This window comes from Streptomyces odontomachicola, from assembly GCF_039605595.1.
Taxonomy (GTDB): Bacteria; Actinomycetota; Actinomycetes; order Streptomycetales; family Streptomycetaceae; genus Streptomyces.
This window is the reverse complement of record NZ_JBCFOK010000003.1, coordinates 299,223-315,540: the sequence shown is the minus strand read 5'-3', so window position 1 is coordinate 315,540 and position 16,318 is coordinate 299,223. Positions and strand designations below refer to the sequence as shown.

Sequence of the window (16,318 nt, the reverse complement as noted above, 5' to 3'; positions counted from 1 at the left end):
GCCCTCACTCGAGAAAGGCGGGGCCCTCATGGCACCGACCGCCCTCCTCCACTCCTCGCACACGGACTCGCCGCTGGAGGAGTTCGTGCGCGACCCGGGCGCCGCGCTGCACGCCACCGGCGCCCGCCTCGCCCACGGGGCCGCCTCCTGGGGGCTGCTCACCGCGGCCCTCCTCCTGTGCGCTGTGACCGCGCTCTTGGGGGTGCGCTGGGGATGCCACCGCCGCCTGCGGCGCACGATGAGCCAGAGCGCGCGGCTCATCGCCCTCCTGCCGCCGCCCGCGGTAGAGCCGGCCGGGGCCGCGGCGCTGTGGGCGAATCTGGTCGGGCTGCTGGGCCCGGCCTGGCGCAGGTGGTGGAGCGGCCAGCCGCATCTGGTGTGGGAGTACGTCTTCGACCGCGAGAGCGTCGCCCTGCGCCTGTGGGTGCCCGGCGGCATCCCCCCGGGCATGATCGAGCGGGCCGTGGAGTCGGCCTGGCCCGGCACCCACACCCGCACCCACCCGGCACCACCCCCGCTCCCCCGTCCCTCCCCTGGCGCGAAGGCGAGGAAGAAGGGGGCGGTGGTGTCGGGGGAGTTGCGGCTGGCGCGGGGCCACGCGCTGCCCGTGCGCGCGGAGTTCCCCACCGACCCGCTGCGCGCCCTGCTGGGGGTTCCGGCCGGGCTCGGCGCCCGCGAGCAGGCCCTCGTACAGGTCCTGGCCCGTCCCGCCACGGGGCGGCGCCTCCAGCGCGCCCGCCACACCGGCGACCGCTCCCAGTCCCCTCGCGCGCCCCGCCTCGTCTTCGCGCTGCTGGACGCCCTCACCCCGCGCCCCCGCAGCCGGCCCAAGGCCCCAACGGCCCCGCACCGCCTGGCGCTTGAGCACTCCGCGCAGGATCGTGCCGTGGTCGCCAAGCAGCGCGGCCCGGCCTATGAGACGCGCATCCGCTACGCCGTCACCGCCTCCCCCACCGCCAAAGACCTCGCCCACTCGCGGGAGCGGCTGCGCGGCACCGCCCACGGTCTGGCCAGCGCGTACGCCGCCTACAGCGACCACAACTACTACCGGCGCACCCACCCGTTCCGCCTCCGGGCCGATCTGGACGGGCGCCGTCTGCGCCGCGGCGATCTGCTCTCGGTGCCCGAACTGGCCGCCCTCGCCCACCTGCCCTGGGATGCGACGGTGAGGGGGCTGGAGCGGGCCGGGGCCCGGGCGATCCCCCCGCCGCCGGGCATGCCCTCCCCGGGCCGGTCGGTCAAGCCCATCGGGCGCGCCACCGCCGGGCGGGCGCGGCGCATCGGGGTGCGCGTGAGCGATGCCCGTCAGCACCTGCACATCCTGGGCGCCACGGGCTCGGGCAAGTCCGAGCTGATGGCGCGCATGATCCTCGCCGATGCGGCGGCCGGGCGCGGCCTGGTCGTCATCGACCCCAAGGGCGATCTGGTCACCGACGTCCTGGACCGGCTGCCCGTGGAGGCGGGCGAGCGCGTGGTGCTCTTCGATGCCGAGAGCACCTATCCCCCGCCCGTCCTCAACCCGCTGGAGGGCGCGGACGCCGCCCACAGCGTGGACAACCTGGTGACCATCTTCTCCCGCATCTACACCGCCTCCTGGGGACCGCGCACCGATGACATCCTGCGCGCCGGACTGCTCACCCTGTGCGCGCTGCCCGGCACCCCGCTGCTGACCGGCCTGCCCCAGCTGCTGGCGATCCCGGCCTTCCGCCACCGGGCCATCGGGCAGCTCAACGACGAGATCCTGCGCGGCTTCTGGGTCTGGTTCGAAGACCTCTCCCCCGCCGGGCGCTCCCAGGTGACCGCGCCGCTGATGAACAAGCTGCGCGGCGTGCTGCTGCGGCCCTTCGTGCGCGGCGCCATCGCCGCCGGGCCCTCCACCGTCGACATGGACCGCGTCCTGGACGGCGGAATCTGCCTGGTGCGCATCGCCCGCGACGCACTGGGCGCGGACACCGCAAACCTGCTGGGCTCGATCATCGTCGCCCGCACCTGGCAGGCCGCCACCCGCCGCGCCCGCCTCCCTCAGGCCCAGCGCCGCGACTGCGGGCTCTACATCGACGAGGCCCACAACTTCCTCCACCTGCCCTACCCCCTGGGGGACATGCTCGCCGAGGCCCGCGGCTACCGCCTCTCCCTCACTCTGGCCCACCAGTACCTGCGCCAGCTGCCCAGGGAGCTGGAGGAGGGCATCAGCACGAACGCCCGCACCAAGATCTTCTTCAACTCCTCGCCCGAGGACGCCCGCCAGCTCGCCCCTCACACCGAACCCCGCCTGGCCGCCCACGACCTGTCGAACCTGGACGCCTTCCACACCGCCGTACGCCCCGTCCTGCACGGCGCCGAGGCACCGGCCTTCACCGCGGTGACCGAACAGCTTCCTCCACCCGTCCACGGCCGTAACCAGCAGATACGAGCAGCGGCCCGACGCAACGCACAGCAGGGCGTCACGCCCGCCGTCGGAGCGCAGCGCAACAAGGGGCCAGACCCTCGCCGCGGCACCTGACGTCACGAAAGGAGTTCACCGTGACCAATGACTTCTCGGCAGCCCAACGCCCCCGTCGCGCTCGAAGGGGGCGGTCTCCAGAACAACGGGCTGCGGTCGGCGTGGAGTTCGTGGCCTTCCTGGCCCCACGGCTGACCGCCCGGGACCGCTGGCTGGCGCACATGCTGTACGAGCACAAGGTCTTCACCAGCACGCAGATCACCCAGCTCGCCTGGCCCTCACCGCGCGCGGCCAACCACCGGCTGCTCCAGCTCTACAAGTGGCGCGTGGTGGACCGCTTCGAGCCCTTCCGCGCTTTCGGCTCGGCCCCCATGCACTACGTCCTCGACACCGCCGGGGCCGCGGTGTTGGCCCGCGAATACGGCCTGGATGCCGGCGACTTGGGATACCGTCACCGGGACTCCCTCGGGATCGCCCACTCGCTGCGGCTCGCCCACGCCCTGGGCACGAACACCGTCTTCACCGGTCTCGTAGCCCTTACACGCCAACCGGGCGACGAGGGCCGGCTCACCAGATGGTGGTCCGAGGAGCGCTGCTTCCGGCACTTCGGCGACCTCGTACGGCCCGACGCGTACGGGCGCTGGTGCGAGGGGCGGCACGAGGTCGAATGGTTCCTGGAGTACGACACTGGCACGGAGCGCCCGAGCACGCGCGTGGCCGCCAAGCTGAACGACTACGCGAAGCTCGCGGCGGCCACCGCAATCACAACGCCCGTACTCTTCTGGACGCCTACTGCGCACCGCGAAGTCCGACTCCGGCATGCGCTGGATGACCAACTGGCTTCACTTAGTAGCCCGTTAAGCGTGCCCACAGCCACCACGTGCAGCGAGACCGCTGGCTCCGCCGCCACAGCACGCTGGCTCCCCCTCGCACCCGGCGGGCGCGGTGAACGGTTACGGCTGGCGGACCTGGCCGCAGCGTGGCCGCAACTCCAGCCGATCGCCCCCGTTCGAGCCGAGGAAACCTCCGGCACCACTGGCCTGCCGCCGCCTTCCCCTCACCCGCCCCCGCCGCAGACCTGGCATCAGAGGGGGTGACCTCCGGTGCTGAAGGCGATCGCCGCGCTCGCCGCCGCGCTGCTGCTGTTCATCGCCCTGGCCGTAGCCGCGGCCGGCGGCCTGTTCTCCATGCTGGCCGGCAGTCCCAGTCGCCCCAGCCACGCCGCGCTCGCCGACATCCCCGCCACCTACCTGCACTACTACGAGGAAGCCGCGGCCACCTGCCCGGGACTGGACTGGTCCGTCCTCGCCGCCATCGGCAAGGCCGAATCCGACCACGGCCGCTCCACCCAGCCCGGAGTCCGCTCCGGGGCGAACGCCGCCGGAGCGCGCGGCCCGATGCAGTTCCTCCCCGCCACCTTCACCGCCGTCACAGCCCGGCACCCCGCCCTCGCCGGACGGCCGTCCTCCCCGTACGCGCCACGAGACGCGATCCAGGCGGCTGCCTCCTACCTGTGCGACTCCGGCGCCCGCAACGGCCGCCACCTCCGGCAAGCGATCTACACCTACAACCGGGCCGACTGGTACGTCACCCAGGTCCTCTCCCAGGCACGCCGCTACCGCAACGCAGCCACCAGCGCTTCGACGCCAAGTGCCGCCGCCGCGCGGGCCGTTGCTTACGCCCGCAAGCAAGTGGGCCTGCCCTACCTGTGGGGCGGCGAAGGCCCACCCGCCGGAGACGCAGGCTTCGACTGCTCCGGTCTCACCCAGGCCGCCTACGCCGCCGCGGGCATCACACTGCCGCGCACTGCCCAGCAGCAGTACGTGGCCGGGCCCCGCATCCCGTCGCAACAGGCGCTCCGCGCAGGCGATTTGGTCTTCTACGGCAGCTCGGAGCGAAGCGTCGATCATGTGGGGCTGTACGTGGGCGGCGCCCGCATGATTGACGCACCGAGCCCCGGCAAGAAGATCCGCTTGGGTCCCTACCGTTATCCCGCAGACCACTTTCTCGCAGCGACACGGCCCACAGCTCACAGTGCCTCATCTGGTCTATGACGTACTGAGCTTGCCCGCCGCCCCGCTCAGCCGACCGGTATAGACGTCCCTGCGGTCGAATGTCTCGGCAGACTCGGGCAGCATCCGCCGAAGGCCGCCAGACCGAGCCACGCTGACGGCCCTGCCTCACCCCGGACGCGGGGCGAGAATTGAGACCTCGCGTTCCAGCGCAGTCCTGACAGCGCACGTCGGTATCGGTAGGCGAACCAGGCATGACGGTGGGCACCGGAGTTCCCCCGTTTGCGACGGCCGACGCTAATCCAACTCCGTGCCCCACAGGAACCGCTGTCGCTCAGACACCCACCAGGCCCTCCTCCCTTTCGGGGAGACGAGCTGTGCCGTTTTCGTGTTGTCCCTCGGACGTGGTGATTGCGGTGCGTGCCCCTGGGTAAGTGACCTCATCCTGATCCCCTCCATGAAGGGAGAGAGTTCCCACCCGCTGCGCTCTGGCGCGCGGAATACAGACAGTGAGGTGATGATCCTGGGTCAGTTCTCCAGCAACCGAACGGAATTCACTAATCCGCTCTCGGCCAGAGGAGGCAGGCATGAGCCAGGCAGACACGCTGAATCACCACTCCCGCCCCGCTACGGCGACGCAGACCGCGTACTTGCACAGCAGCGCCCAGTCCCGGCAGATCGCCCGCGGCTACCTCGCGGTGCTCTCCCCGCCACCCACGCCGGAGACCGTGGACCGGGTCCTGCTGGTGGTCTCCGAACTGGTCACCAATGCCCTCCAGCACACCGAGGGGGTCACCGGCTTCTCCCTCAGCACCTCCGCCCACGAACTGCACGTGGCCGTCAGCGATGCCAGCTCGGCCCTGCCGCACGAGCGCACCCCGGATCTGAGCAGCACTAGCGGGGAGACCGGCGGGTTCGGTTGGCCGCTGGTGCGGCACTTCGCCCGCGAGGTGACCATCCAGCTCGGGGCGGGCCACACCAAGACCATCCGGGCCACACTGCCGCTGTAGCAGCAGCCCGCGCCTGCCGTGCCCGGGGCAGCCCCGTACGTAATGACGCGGGCGTTTGGCCGAACGCCCGGAAAGCGGCCGTGACCGAAGGCCGGCCCCGCCGTTAGGCCCCGAGTGCCCGGCGCCGAAGACCGGCCACTCGGTATGCCTTGAGGAGGCCGACGATGGCCGTACTGGCCTGGTTGTTGATCCCCGTGGGAGCCGCGATAGCGGTCGGCACGTGGGGGTGGTGGGCCGCTCGGCGCGGAACGTGCGGGCCCGACCGGAAGGGCGCGGCCGGCTTCGCGCGCTTCTGCGAGGCCATGGAGCACGCCGAGCACGCCGGACTGGAGCAGAAGTACTCCACCTCCCCTGCGCCGGGGAGGGCGCATGCCACCCCGGCGTAAGGCACCGCGGCCGGCGGGCGGCGGCCGGAGCACGAGTGGCCCCTCACTCCCGCCGCACGCCACCGGTATGGGGGAACATGCCCGCGCCCGGGCCGGGCAGCCGAAGGCGATGCGAACCCTGACAGGCATCGAACGTGCCATGGAACGCTGGACCTCCACCCTGTGGACCGCGGTGCGCAGCCCGCGGCCCAAACCGATGGAGGTGGTGGCCGTCCTGCGCCGGGAGTGCGACGACAACGCGCTGATCATGGAGCGGGGCCGCACCCTGGTGCCCAACCACTTCACCATCGAGCTCCCCGCCGACAGCCACCGCCAACTCGCCGCCCATCACGGCCGGCTGGGGGCGGAGCTGGCCGCGCAGGTGCGCCGGCACGCCGCCGAGCAGCGCTACCGCTTCGCCGGGCCGGTCACCGTCGACCTCCACCCCGGCGAGGGACGGCGGCGCTACCGCGTACACAGCCGCCTGGCCCCGCACCAGGCCCCCACCGCATCCGCGGACCTGACCAAGGCGCTGCCCGTGATCGAAGCACCGCCCGCACCGCGCGTACAGGGCTCGGCGGCCGGGCTGCGCCCCTCCGAGCACCCCCAGACGGGGCGGCTGGCCCGGCTCACCCGCGCGACCGGGCAGGCGGGGGTACGGCCGGGCAGGCTGCCCGTGCCCGGACGAGAGATGTGGCGTACGGGATGGGGGCGCCGGTGAAGGCCAACCGCCGCAGCAGGCCCGGCTGCTGAGTCACCAGCACCAGATGCCCACCGCGCTCGAGAGCGCGGCGGTGGGCGCGGCGCAGCGCAGCCAGCCCAGCCAGGTCGCGGAAGGTCACCCACCGCATATCCACCATCGCCGCGCAGCCGCGGCCGGTGGTCGCCGGATCCAGGCAGTGCGGGGTGAGGCTCAGCGCGGCGTGCAGGTCGAGCTCCCCGGGCACGGTCACCAGGCAGCGGCCCTTCCAGCGGCGGAGGGTGCCGTGCGGGTGGCCGCAACAGGCCGCGGGCTGGATGGTCATGGCCGCATTCCTTCCGCTGCCGCAGGTGCGGGGCGGCGGGCCGCAGGGACAGCAGCACCGTAGCGGGCCCAGGGAAACCGGCGGGGCGCGGTGGAATTGCGGTGGCATCACGCCACCGGGCACGTCTCCCGTCGCGTCGGGGCGGGGCGCTGTGCGGGCAGCTGGGGCGAAAGTCCTGGCTGTGGGGTGGACGTACGGGGGTGGAAGGCGGCAGGCGGGGTATCACCGCTGCACCGTGATGCCACGAGCGGCATCGCCGGTACGGACGAAGGAGGCCGCCATGACCACCACGCCCGCCAGACGGCCCGAGGAGTCCACGGCCCCCACGGTGGAGGGCTATCTGGCGTGCGGGGTGCAGGCCGCCCGCATCGCCTCCGGCTTCCTGCTCACCCTTACTCCGACTCCGCCCCGTGCCTGCCGGATGGCCGTGGAACGGGCCGCCGGCGCACTGGTGGACCACGCCCTGGCGCACTCCCAGACCCCCGATCTGCACCTGAGCGCCACGAGCGAGGCGGTGCACCTGCGTGTCAGCGCCCGCGGCCAACTGCCGCTGCCCTCAGAGAAGTTGCTGCCGCCCGGCCTGGCCGGGACGGTAACCCTGGACCTGCCGCAGACGGGTGGCACCAGCCTGCACGCCTGCGTACCGCGCTGCTGAAGGCTCGCTGCCCGTGAGGCCGCTTCCTTGAGGAGGGGCGGGACGGCCGCCGCCGATTCGGGACGGCGGCGGCCGTCGGGCGCAAAGAGCGGTCCTCCCCTGGCTCGACTCCTCGCGCGGTGTCCTCACCGGCGGCGGAGGCACTGGATGTTCCTCCGCTCTGGAACTCGCCGAGAGGACACGCTGGAGCTGTCAGAACGACGTGCAGCTCCAGCGGGCTCACCGGGATGAAGGTGCCCGAAGGGGCCGATCCGCCCATGCCCGGACGTCATCTACCCCTGCTACCTCAGGGTAGGAACCGATCCCGGCGACCGGAACAGAGGAATTTGGGCCGTGATACCTGCCATTGCGCCTGTCACTCGTCCAGCACTGCGGAATGGCTTCATCCGCTTGTACTGGATAGGTGGAGGAGGTGGGCGTACCACCTGGTAGGGGGTTGCCTACGGCCCCGCCGGGAACGCCCCCATCAGCAGATCCATACCGCGCGACAGGCGCCTCGCGCAGGCCCGGCACGCAGGAAGCGCGCCGATCACATCCTTGGGGGGGGGGGGGGACGTGAGCCTCATGCGCGCGAAAAGAAAGACAGCGCACCATACCGCTCGGATCGAGTGCACCCTCCCGCCGCACCGCACCTCTGCGAGCTGGGCGCGCCGGTTGACCACCGGCTTCCTCACCAGCGACCGCACCCCCGACGCCGGAGCCGGATGCGCGGAAGCCGCCGCTCTGATCGTCTCCGAACTGGTCACCAACGCCGTCTGCCACACCGACAGCCGCTGCCGGCTGCGCCTGACCTTCGGCGGGAACGGGGTGACCGTGGAGGTCGATGACACCAGCCCGCACCGACCGCATCAGCCCGGCCCCAGCAGCGAACGGGAGAGCGGGCGCGGCATGCTGCTGGTCCACGCCCTGGCCCACCGGCTGCACACCACCCGCCACCCGCACGGCGGCAAGACGGTCTGCGCCATCCTGGCTCTGCCCTGACGGCACATCACGATGGGCGGCGTGCCTCGCAGACAGTCAGCCGCGCGTAACCCGAAAGCTCCAACACCCGTTGGAGAAAGCGCGCGCTTCGCCCGGATGCGCCTGCGCAGGTTGGAGACACGCCTGCACGGGCCCGGGGCCTGCGTCGGCAGTGGGCTGGGCGGAGCGCGCTTACGCGGGGGCTCATGGGGGTGCCGTGGGCCACGCGGGTCGGTGGGCAGGCGGGATCGCGCTGAGGGCGTGGCCGACGGTGGGGTAGCAGGAGAAGATCTCCTGTACCTGGACGAGCATCAGCAGGTGCAGCAGCCGGGAGCCGGGGGAGGCCAGAAGGAGCTGGCCGCTGAATTGACGGCAGAGCCACTCCAGCGCCAGCAGGCAGTTCAGGCCGCGCGAGTCGCAGAACCGCAGCGCCGTGACGTCCAGCACCAGGTACCGGTGCCCGCGGGTGACCATGTCCCCAGCCTGGGTGAGGAATTGGTGCTCGCTGCGCACATCCAACTCCCCGGCCAGCCGCATTACCGCACACTCGGGGCCATCGATGAGAGTGGTCAGCCGCAACGGCGGAGTGCTGCCAGGCATACCGCTGCCTTCACCTCCGCAATCTCACTGAGTCCTCTCTGTACGAAGGCCGCATACCCGTTATGCACGAGCTCGCCCGTGCTAAGCGAGTGGCATCTGGATGACATCAACATCAGCGTGGCCGCCAGTTCGGGCGCCGTGGCGCCTCGAACCGTACGCGCCGAGCCAGGTCACCAGCCCCGTTGTGCGGACCGCTCGTGGCCGGAATACCCCCGTACCTTCAACTGCCCCGGATTCCGGTCCTCGAAGTAAGGCCATCGCCCTCGCCCGCCGTGAGGCTGCTGAGCTGACCCCTCGTCCTCTGGGGAGCGGGGCGCCGCCCGAAGTGCAGCGGCAGTTGTCGGTGCAGTCTTCTGCTGTGCGGGAGTGAGATGGACTCCTTCGCCTGCTGGAGAAAATCTGTGATCGCGCGAGTAGACATGAGGCAGTGTCGGGGGTAATGTCTTCCTCGTACTCGCGGAGATCAGAAGGGCGGGGCAGATGACGGAACTGCCCCGCATGCAGGTCAAGGAAGTGAGGGGCCGGCGGTCGAGTGGTGTGGCCGGATGGTGAGGGCTCCACCGCTGACCGCCGGTCCAGGCGACTCCAGGGGTCGCTGGAAGTTCTGCAAGATCGAGCAGTGCACGACAGATCAGTAGAGAAGGAGGACGGCACCATCAGGATCGCCCGGGCAGGAAGGGTCCGCCCGGGAACCGCAGGCCCCGGATTGGAAGGTGGTCCCCGGTCACGCAGCCGCGATCCCCGCGCCTCGCCCTTCCTGGTAGTGGCGCGGACAACGGAACCCGGTGTACATAGCCGGTAGATGGTGTTAATCCCCCAGGGGCCCTGGCGTCGTACAGCGCCAGGGCCCCTCGACGCGCGAACCGAGAGGTGCCAGTGGCCCCAGACAACCCCACCACCTCGTCGAGCAACCTCGACGACGAGGATTACCCCGCCTACACCATGGGGCGGGCCGCCGAAATGCTCGGCACCACCCCCGCCTTCCTGCGGGCCATCGGCGAGGCGAAGCTGATCGTTCCCCTGCGCTCCGAAGGCGGGCACCGCCGCTACTCGCGCTACCAGCTCCGGCTCGCCTCCCGAGCCCGCGAACTCGTCGACCAGGGCACGTCCGTTGAGGCGGCCTGCCGCATCATCATCCTCGAAGACCAGCTCGAAGAGGCCCAGCGACTCAACGAACAGCTGCGCAACCCGGAGACCTCGCCGGACTCCACGGCAGACGCCTGACACTTCCCGATCCCTGCGACGCTCCGGCCTCCGGCTGCCGCCTGCGGGGCCCGGCCCCCGCTCCGCGCCGTGAGTCGCGACCGCGAAGTGACGATGCGCATCCGCTGGGAGGCGTTCCTGTGTGCCGTCCAGGAACGCGGTGAGCACCCCGCTCAGGGAGAGGAGCGGGGTGCTCACCCGCCGCGCTCGCGCTGCTGGGCGCCCACTATGGCGGCCGGGCGCGGGCCAAGGTGGCGGCCGGGCTCGCGGGGACTTCGCGCTGGCGCTGCTCGATCTGCCCAGGCCGCCGCCCTCCCCTCTTCCTCCGGGCGGTTCATCCGCGCCACCGCGGAATGGATTTAAGGGAGCCACCGAGAAGACCGCCGCCTGGGATGTCAGCGCGGTCCTCAGCGTGGTGGCCGACACGCCTGACGACACGCTGATGTGCCAGACCCTGCACCAGGTGCCCCCGGGCTACGACCTGCTCTTCGGCCGACCACAGCCAACCTGCCCCGGCCCTGCCGTCGCGGGCAGATGTACCCGTCGGCGCCGAGCCGGTGGTCAGTGCCGTGGCGTCGGCCCCGCGGGTTGATTCCAATAGCCGCCCGGTGCGGGAAAACTCTTTTCGCCGCTACAGAAGTACGAATAGTGCCCGAGGAGAAGTGTTGCCTTGGCGAATCCGAAACCAAGAAGCATCGCAATAGACGGGGTCACCGTGTTACGGTTACGACCAGTTGCAGTTGTGGTTCCCTAAAACTTCAAGCGCTCCTCCGGGATCCCCGGAAAGAGCCTTGGGTGTTTCCGTTTCGCGGAGGGTTATCATCGCGGCAACTCCGGCTCCCGCGCAGTGCGGGTTCCGGGTACCGCCTTGAAGGAGATGTATTTTGGTTACTGGCACCGTGAAGTGGTTCAACTCGGAAAAGGGCTTCGGCTTCATCGAGCAGGAGGGCGGCGGCGCTGACGTGTTCGCCCACTACTCGAACATCAACGCCACCGGATTCCGTGAGCTGCTCGAAGGCCAGAAGGTGAGCTTCGACGTCACGCAGGGCCAGAAGGGCCCGCAGGCGGAGAACATCGTTCCCGCCTGACGCTGACGCGCACGAGGAGCTGGGGCACGCACCTGCGTGCGGCCCCAGCTCCTCGCATTATTCCCACTCGCCCCCGCAGCAACGGAGACTCTTCCCCCCGGGGCGAGTGAATGGGGACAGGACTGCCTGTCGCACCCCCAGCCGCGGGACAACGTGCCCCCGGCTACCCGGCGCCCATTTATCGGCCAACTTCTCCGTTGATGGCCGGGTGCCTTTCATGACGACCCCGCCGCCTTTACGGCTCCGGAGTGTTTCGTCTTTTTCTTCGGCCCGATCTTGTGAATTTCCATGCGGCTGCGCAAGGCTGCGATGAATTCCTCGAATCGTGCCGCATCGAGGAAGGTTCTGCATGAACCACACCGCTCGCACCACCGCCGGCCCTTCACACCGCGCCCCCGCCGGTGCCAATCGCCGCCCGCACCAGACCAACCGACGTGGCGGGCCGACCCGTACGTCCCAAGGGGCGCGCGCCGGCAAGGGCCGCCCGACCGGCCCGCCGAGGGAGTTCGCCCTCCCCGTCACGCACACCCCGCCGCTGCCGGCCGTCGAGACATTCGCCGACCTGGAGATGCCCGACCGCCTGAAGACCACGCTCCGCGCGCACGGCATGAGCGCCCCCTTCCCGATCCAGGCCGCGACGCTGCCCAACGCGCTGGCCGGCCGGGACGTCCTGGGCCGCGGCCGGACCGGGTCGGGCAAGACCCTCGCCTTCGGTCTCGCACTGCTAGCCCGCACCGCGGGGCAGCGAGCCGAGCCCCGGCAACCGCTGTCCCTGGTCCTCGTCCCCACCCGGGAGCTGGCCCAGCAGGTCACGGCCGCCCTCACCCCGTACGCCCGCGCACTGCACCTGCGGCTCACCACCGTCGTCGGCGGCATGTCCATCGGCCGTCAGGCACGGGACCTGCAATCCGGCAGCGAGGTCGTAGTTGCCACCCCGGGCCGCCTCAAGGACCTGCTCCAGCGCGGCGACTGCCGCCTGGACCAGGTGGCCATCACGGTCCTGGACGAGGCCGACCAGATGGCCGACATGGGCTTCATGCCCCAGGTGACCCACCTCCTCGACCAGGTGCGTCCCGGCGGGCAACGGCTCTTGTTCTCCGCCACCTTGGACCGCAACGTCGACCTGCTGGTCCGCCGCTACCTGAGCGACCCGGTGGTCCACTCCGTCGACCCCTCCGCCGGCGCGGTCACCGCCATGGAACACCACCTCTTGCACGTACACGGGGGCGACAAGCAGGAGGCGACCACGCAGATCGCCGCCCGCGACGGCCGGGTGATCATGTTCCTGGACACCAAGCACGCCGTGGACCGCCTCACCCGGCACCTGCTCGCGGTCGGGGTGCGCGCCTCGGCCCTGCACGGCGGGAAGTCGCAGTCCCAACGCACCCGCACCCTCACGGCGTTCAAGTCCGGCCACGCGAACGTCCTGGTCGCGACCAACGTCGCCGCCCGCGGCCTCCACGTCGACAACCTCGACCTCGTCGTCAACGTCGACCCGCCCACCGACCACAAGGACTACCTGCACCGCGGCGGACGCACCGCACGCGCCAGCGAGTCCGGCACCGTCGTAACCCTCGTTCTGCCCGGACAGCGCCACAGCATAAACCGCATGATGTCGCACGCCTCCATCACGGCCGAGCAGACCCGAGTCCGCCCCGGCGAAGCCGACTTGGGACGCATCACTGGTGCGCAGATGCCTTCGGGCGTCCCGCTCACCGTCGCGGACACCGAGCCGCCCAAACCCGCGGTCCCTGCGCAGCGAACGCGGCGCAGCCGCTCTGCACGCCGGCGACGCCGCCCCTCCGTCAACACGGCCGCATAGCCCCGGCCCTGGCCGTTCCGCAGCCAGTCGGTCATGCATGCAGTCGACAGAAGGAAAGCCCCCGCGACACAGATCGACAGCCAGGCCCTCCCGAAGGCGAGTGCAGTCCTCACTGTCGCCGAGGCGATGGGCGCGCCCGGCCCGCAAGCGGACGAGCACATGATGGTCGACGTGGCCCTCTCCGTCGCGGTCAGCGCCCGTGTCCAGCACCTGGTGCTCCACGACGACGGCCGCTGCTCCGGCCTGGTCACCCACGCGGAACTCACCGCCCACCGCGGCGGCAACTGGTACACCGATCACACCCAGCTTCGCGACATCCCTTGCAACCGGGGACCGTTTCCCTCCACCACGGAACAGCTCAGCGACGTGGAAGCCGGAATGCGGCATCACGCCCTGCACCTATCCCCAGTGGTCGATGAGGACGGATACACCCTCGGCATTCTCGGGCTCATCCCCTGACCAGGAGTTCGACAGTCAGCCTCGGTCGGGTCGAGGTGCAACGCCAGTTGTACAGCGCTCACCGCGCGACCTCGTGTCGCACGGTGAGCGCTGCAGTTTGGCCGATCGGGGGCCGGGTCCTGAGCTGGCTCGTGGACCGACAGGGGTAGTGCCAGCGCCGGCATCGGAGCGACCCAGGATCGTGATGACTTCGGGATCGTAGAGGGGTCTGCACTCACAGAGCGGGCCCCTCTACGAAAGAGGGCGTCGTCATCACGCAAGAACGATGTTCTCGGCCGCAGGACCCTTCTCGCACATCACGATCTCGAAGCTGACTTTCTGGCCTTCGAGTAGCTCAAAACAGTCCTGGACGGCGATGTTCGAGAAGTGGGCGAACACGTCAGCACCGCCGTCCTCCTGCTCGATGAAGCCGAAACCCCTTGCTGCGTTGAACCACTTCACAGTGCCGGACGCCATGTCATGCCTCCTTCTGGTCAACGCGCCGGTATCCGCAATTGCAGATACTCGGTTGCCGAGATGGCGCCCCGCCCGGACGTCGCGACTGGAGACAGAGTTCACTTTCCGGCTACTGAAACACAGGCGACGGCCTTGGGGTTCGGGGACCACTACTGCAACTGGAAGCGACGCTAGCATGCACCAGTAGCCTTCGTATAACTGGTAGTTCCTACTCAACGCCTGGGACAAAAACTCTCGTCGGCCGCGACACCAAACTCTGACCTCGCGGCAACAAATATCAGCCGGTTGCAGTGCAGTATTTCTTGAAATCCCCGTCTGGTGCCCGGCTCCCGCGGAACTGCCCGTCGCATCAGCGTTCTTGTGATCGCGTCATCAGCCCGTCTGCCAGCCCCGGCAGTATGCCCTGGACCAGGTGGGTGCGCTGCGGACAGCGGAAGGCGATACCTCACTCAATACGAGCAGCTAAGGGCTGTCCCGTAAGTGATGTTCCAAGTCTCACGCCCTGACCCGGAAGGCCCATACACGGGTGTTGTGGACGCCAGCTCCCGTGGATCGGGTTGGGATAGGACGTTGTGTCTCGCGGGTTTTCCGCTGGCGGAGTGCCTGGATGGCAGGCATCGGAGTCACGGGGTTCGGTTTCACGCCTCACCTTCCACGCCGGATGCGTCAGGTGAGCAGACCGGCGCTGACCAGCCAGATGTGTTCGCAGGTCGAGGATGCCTTTTGCAACTCCTGGTGGGGCTCTTGCGAGGCGTGGTAGAAGGTCCGCTCGATCATCCAGCACAGGGCGCGTGCCATCGCCGATGCCTGCTGCGGTTCGGTGCCGGCCTCGACACCGGCTCGCTCCAGGACGGCGGTGATCGCCGTGATGAACAAGTCAGCTGTGTGGCTCCAGAGTTCACCGATCTCTGGCACGGTCAGCGAGAGGTCGATCGCGGTGCGCATGACCAGGCCGTGCTCGTTCCACAGTTCGACCGTGCGCCGCATGGCCACCGCGATGGCCTGACGCGGCTCCTCCGCCTCCGCGGTGACCCGGGACCGCTCCCACAGATGCTCGACGGTCCGGGCCACCAGCGCGGTGACCACTTCCTGCTTGGAGCCGAAGTAGAAGTACAGGGATCCGCGGGTGATGCCGGCGCCCTGCGCAATGTCGCCGACGGTCATGGCCTCGTAGCCCTTCTCCGCCAGCAGGGCCTCGCAGGTGTCGAGGATGGCCCGCTCCCGGACATCCCCTTTGCGCTCGGTGGTGCGGCGGCCGCGCCCGGAATGGTGCTCGGGCATCAGAGCTGAGCGCCTTCGGCGAAGTCAGTCGTACGCGAGAGCGCCTCCCACGCGCGGATGTCCTCGTCAACGGCCGTGCGGGCGGCGGCGACCAGCCGCAGCGCGTCCGAGCCCAGGACGAGGTGGGCCGGCGGCTGCTCGACCGAGGCGATGTGCACGACCGCCTCCCCGGCCCTGGCCGGGTCGCCCAGCTGGTTTCCGCTGGCCTTCTGCCGTGCCTCACGGATGGGGGTGAACAGCTCGTCGTAGTCGTCGACGGTCCGCCCGGCGCGCGTCATGGACCTTCCGGCCCAGTCGGTGCGGAAGGAGCCGGGCTCGATCGCCGTCACGTGGATCCCGAACTGTGCGACCTCCTTGCCCAGTGCCTCGAGGATGCCCTCCAGGGCGAACTTGCTGCCGCAGTAGGCGGACATTCCAGGCACGGCCATGAGCCCGCCCATGGAGGTGACGGCCATCAGGTGTCCGCGGCGGCGCCTGCGCATGTGCGGCAGCACCGCCTGCAGCGTGGCCACTGCTCCGAACACGTTGACCTCGAACTGCCGCCGCACCTCGGCCAGCGGGGTTTCCTCGAAGGTGCCCTCCAGGCCGTAGCCGGCATTGGCGACGGCAACATCGATAGGGCCGACGCTCCGCTCCACCTCGGCGACTACTCCGGAGACGGCGTCATCGTCCGTCACGTCCAGCAGGCGACCATGAGCATCACCGGGCCTGAGTTCTTCGAAGGCCCGCAGGTCCTTCTCGGAGCGGACGGTGCCGACGACGGTGTGACCTGCGGCCAGGGCGGCCTCGGCGAAGGCACGCCCGAGGCCCGTGCTGACGCCGGTGATAAGCCACTTCTGCTGCTGCACTACTCCTCCACAAAGGTCGCGTGAGGAGCCGGCCTGCCCCCCTCAACCAGAGAGTCTACACGTCGTCGTTTTTTATCAACGCAGTGTCGAT

17 protein-coding genes are annotated in these 16,318 nt (G+C 70.1%); 12 read left to right on the top strand and 5 right to left on the bottom strand.

The features are described from left to right. Nucleotides 1–28: 28 nt before the first annotated feature. The 6 genes from ABEE00_RS06625 (at nucleotide 29) to ABEE00_RS06600 (ending at nucleotide 6,551) form a co-directional block, all read left to right on the top strand. On the top strand, nucleotides 29–2,503 hold the full coding sequence (locus tag ABEE00_RS06625; RefSeq protein WP_345744309.1) for a helicase HerA domain-containing protein: 2,475 nt from the start codon (nucleotides 29–31) through the stop codon (nucleotides 2,501–2,503). Between the two features lie 20 nt (nucleotides 2,504–2,523). Further along, a complete protein-coding gene (locus ABEE00_RS06620; protein WP_345744308.1) occupies nucleotides 2,524–3,540 on the top strand; it encodes a replication-relaxation family protein in 1,017 nt (338 codons plus the stop codon). A gap of 6 nt (nucleotides 3,541–3,546) precedes the next feature. Then, on the top strand, nucleotides 3,547–4,497 hold the full coding sequence (locus tag ABEE00_RS06615; protein WP_345744307.1) for a C40 family peptidase: 951 nt from the start codon (nucleotides 3,547–3,549) through the stop codon (nucleotides 4,495–4,497). A 545-nt stretch (nucleotides 4,498–5,042) separates the two neighbouring features. Then, a complete protein-coding gene (locus ABEE00_RS06610) occupies nucleotides 5,043–5,465 on the top strand; it encodes an ATP-binding protein (protein WP_345744306.1) in 423 nt (140 codons plus the stop codon). A gap of 164 nt (nucleotides 5,466–5,629) precedes the next feature. Then, nucleotides 5,630–5,851, top strand: a complete 222-nt coding sequence (locus ABEE00_RS06605; RefSeq protein ID WP_345744305.1) for a hypothetical protein — start codon at nucleotides 5,630–5,632, stop codon at nucleotides 5,849–5,851. Then, the gene (locus ABEE00_RS06600; RefSeq protein WP_345744304.1) at nucleotides 5,835–6,551 is read left to right on the top strand and encodes a DUF3662 domain-containing protein; all 717 of its coding nucleotides are present in this window, start codon (nucleotides 5,835–5,837) and stop codon (nucleotides 6,549–6,551) included. The genes ABEE00_RS06605 and ABEE00_RS06600 overlap by 17 nt, the downstream gene beginning before the upstream one ends. On the opposite strand, the gene ABEE00_RS06595 is transcribed toward ABEE00_RS06600, so the two are convergent. Further along, the gene (locus ABEE00_RS06595) at nucleotides 6,460–6,855 is read right to left on the bottom strand and encodes an STAS domain-containing protein (protein ID WP_345744303.1); all 396 of its coding nucleotides are present in this window, start codon (nucleotides 6,853–6,855) and stop codon (nucleotides 6,460–6,462) included. The two genes, ABEE00_RS06600 and ABEE00_RS06595, sit on opposite strands and share 92 nt — an antisense overlap. Before the next feature lie 280 nt (nucleotides 6,856–7,135). On the opposite strand from ABEE00_RS06595, the gene ABEE00_RS06590 reads away from it, so the two are divergent. Then, nucleotides 7,136–7,510, top strand: coding sequence for a hypothetical protein (locus ABEE00_RS06590; RefSeq protein ID WP_345744302.1), 375 nt, complete (start codon nucleotides 7,136–7,138; stop codon nucleotides 7,508–7,510). Between the two features lie 654 nt (nucleotides 7,511–8,164). After that, entirely contained in the window at nucleotides 8,165–8,491 is a 327-nt protein-coding gene (locus ABEE00_RS06585) for an ATP-binding protein (protein ID WP_345744301.1), read from the top strand. A 183-nt stretch (nucleotides 8,492–8,674) separates the two neighbouring features. Here ABEE00_RS06585 and ABEE00_RS06580 read toward each other — a convergent pair whose 3' ends face one another. Further along, nucleotides 8,675–9,070, bottom strand: coding sequence for an STAS domain-containing protein (locus ABEE00_RS06580; RefSeq protein WP_345744300.1), 396 nt, complete (start codon nucleotides 9,068–9,070; stop codon nucleotides 8,675–8,677). A gap of 876 nt (nucleotides 9,071–9,946) precedes the next feature. On the opposite strand from ABEE00_RS06580, the gene ABEE00_RS06575 reads away from it, so the two are divergent. The 4 genes from ABEE00_RS06575 (at nucleotide 9,947) to ABEE00_RS06560 (ending at nucleotide 13,642) form a co-directional block, all read left to right on the top strand. After that, nucleotides 9,947–10,294, top strand: coding sequence for a MerR family transcriptional regulator (locus ABEE00_RS06575; RefSeq protein ID WP_451918506.1), 348 nt, complete (start codon nucleotides 9,947–9,949; stop codon nucleotides 10,292–10,294). A gap of 863 nt (nucleotides 10,295–11,157) precedes the next feature. Next, the gene (locus tag ABEE00_RS06570) at nucleotides 11,158–11,361 is read left to right on the top strand and encodes a cold-shock protein (RefSeq protein ID WP_345744299.1); all 204 of its coding nucleotides are present in this window, start codon (nucleotides 11,158–11,160) and stop codon (nucleotides 11,359–11,361) included. 349 nt (nucleotides 11,362–11,710) lie between these two features. Continuing rightward, nucleotides 11,711–13,183, top strand: coding sequence for a DEAD/DEAH box helicase (locus ABEE00_RS06565; protein ID WP_345744298.1), 1,473 nt, complete (start codon nucleotides 11,711–11,713; stop codon nucleotides 13,181–13,183). A gap of 33 nt (nucleotides 13,184–13,216) precedes the next feature. Next, nucleotides 13,217–13,642, top strand: coding sequence for a CBS domain-containing protein (locus ABEE00_RS06560; RefSeq protein ID WP_345744297.1), 426 nt, complete (start codon nucleotides 13,217–13,219; stop codon nucleotides 13,640–13,642). Between the two features lie 252 nt (nucleotides 13,643–13,894). Here ABEE00_RS06560 and ABEE00_RS06555 read toward each other — a convergent pair whose 3' ends face one another. The 3 genes from ABEE00_RS06555 to ABEE00_RS06545 all read right to left on the bottom strand — a co-directional run bounded on the left by ABEE00_RS06555 (nucleotide 13,895) and on the right by ABEE00_RS06545 (nucleotide 16,227). After that, on the bottom strand, nucleotides 13,895–14,098 hold the full coding sequence (locus ABEE00_RS06555) for a cold-shock protein (RefSeq protein ID WP_345744296.1): 204 nt from the start codon (nucleotides 14,096–14,098) through the stop codon (nucleotides 13,895–13,897). A gap of 666 nt (nucleotides 14,099–14,764) precedes the next feature. After that, nucleotides 14,765–15,379 (bottom strand): TetR/AcrR family transcriptional regulator, encoded by a 615-nt coding sequence (locus ABEE00_RS06550; protein WP_345744295.1) that lies wholly within the window; start codon nucleotides 15,377–15,379, stop codon nucleotides 14,765–14,767. After that, nucleotides 15,379–16,227: an oxidoreductase gene (locus ABEE00_RS06545; RefSeq protein ID WP_345744294.1), complete on the bottom strand. Its 849-nt coding sequence runs from the start codon at nucleotides 16,225–16,227 to the stop codon at nucleotides 15,379–15,381. Before ABEE00_RS06545 ends, ABEE00_RS06550 begins: the two co-directional genes overlap by 1 nt. Nucleotides 16,228–16,318 lie beyond the last annotated feature (91 nt).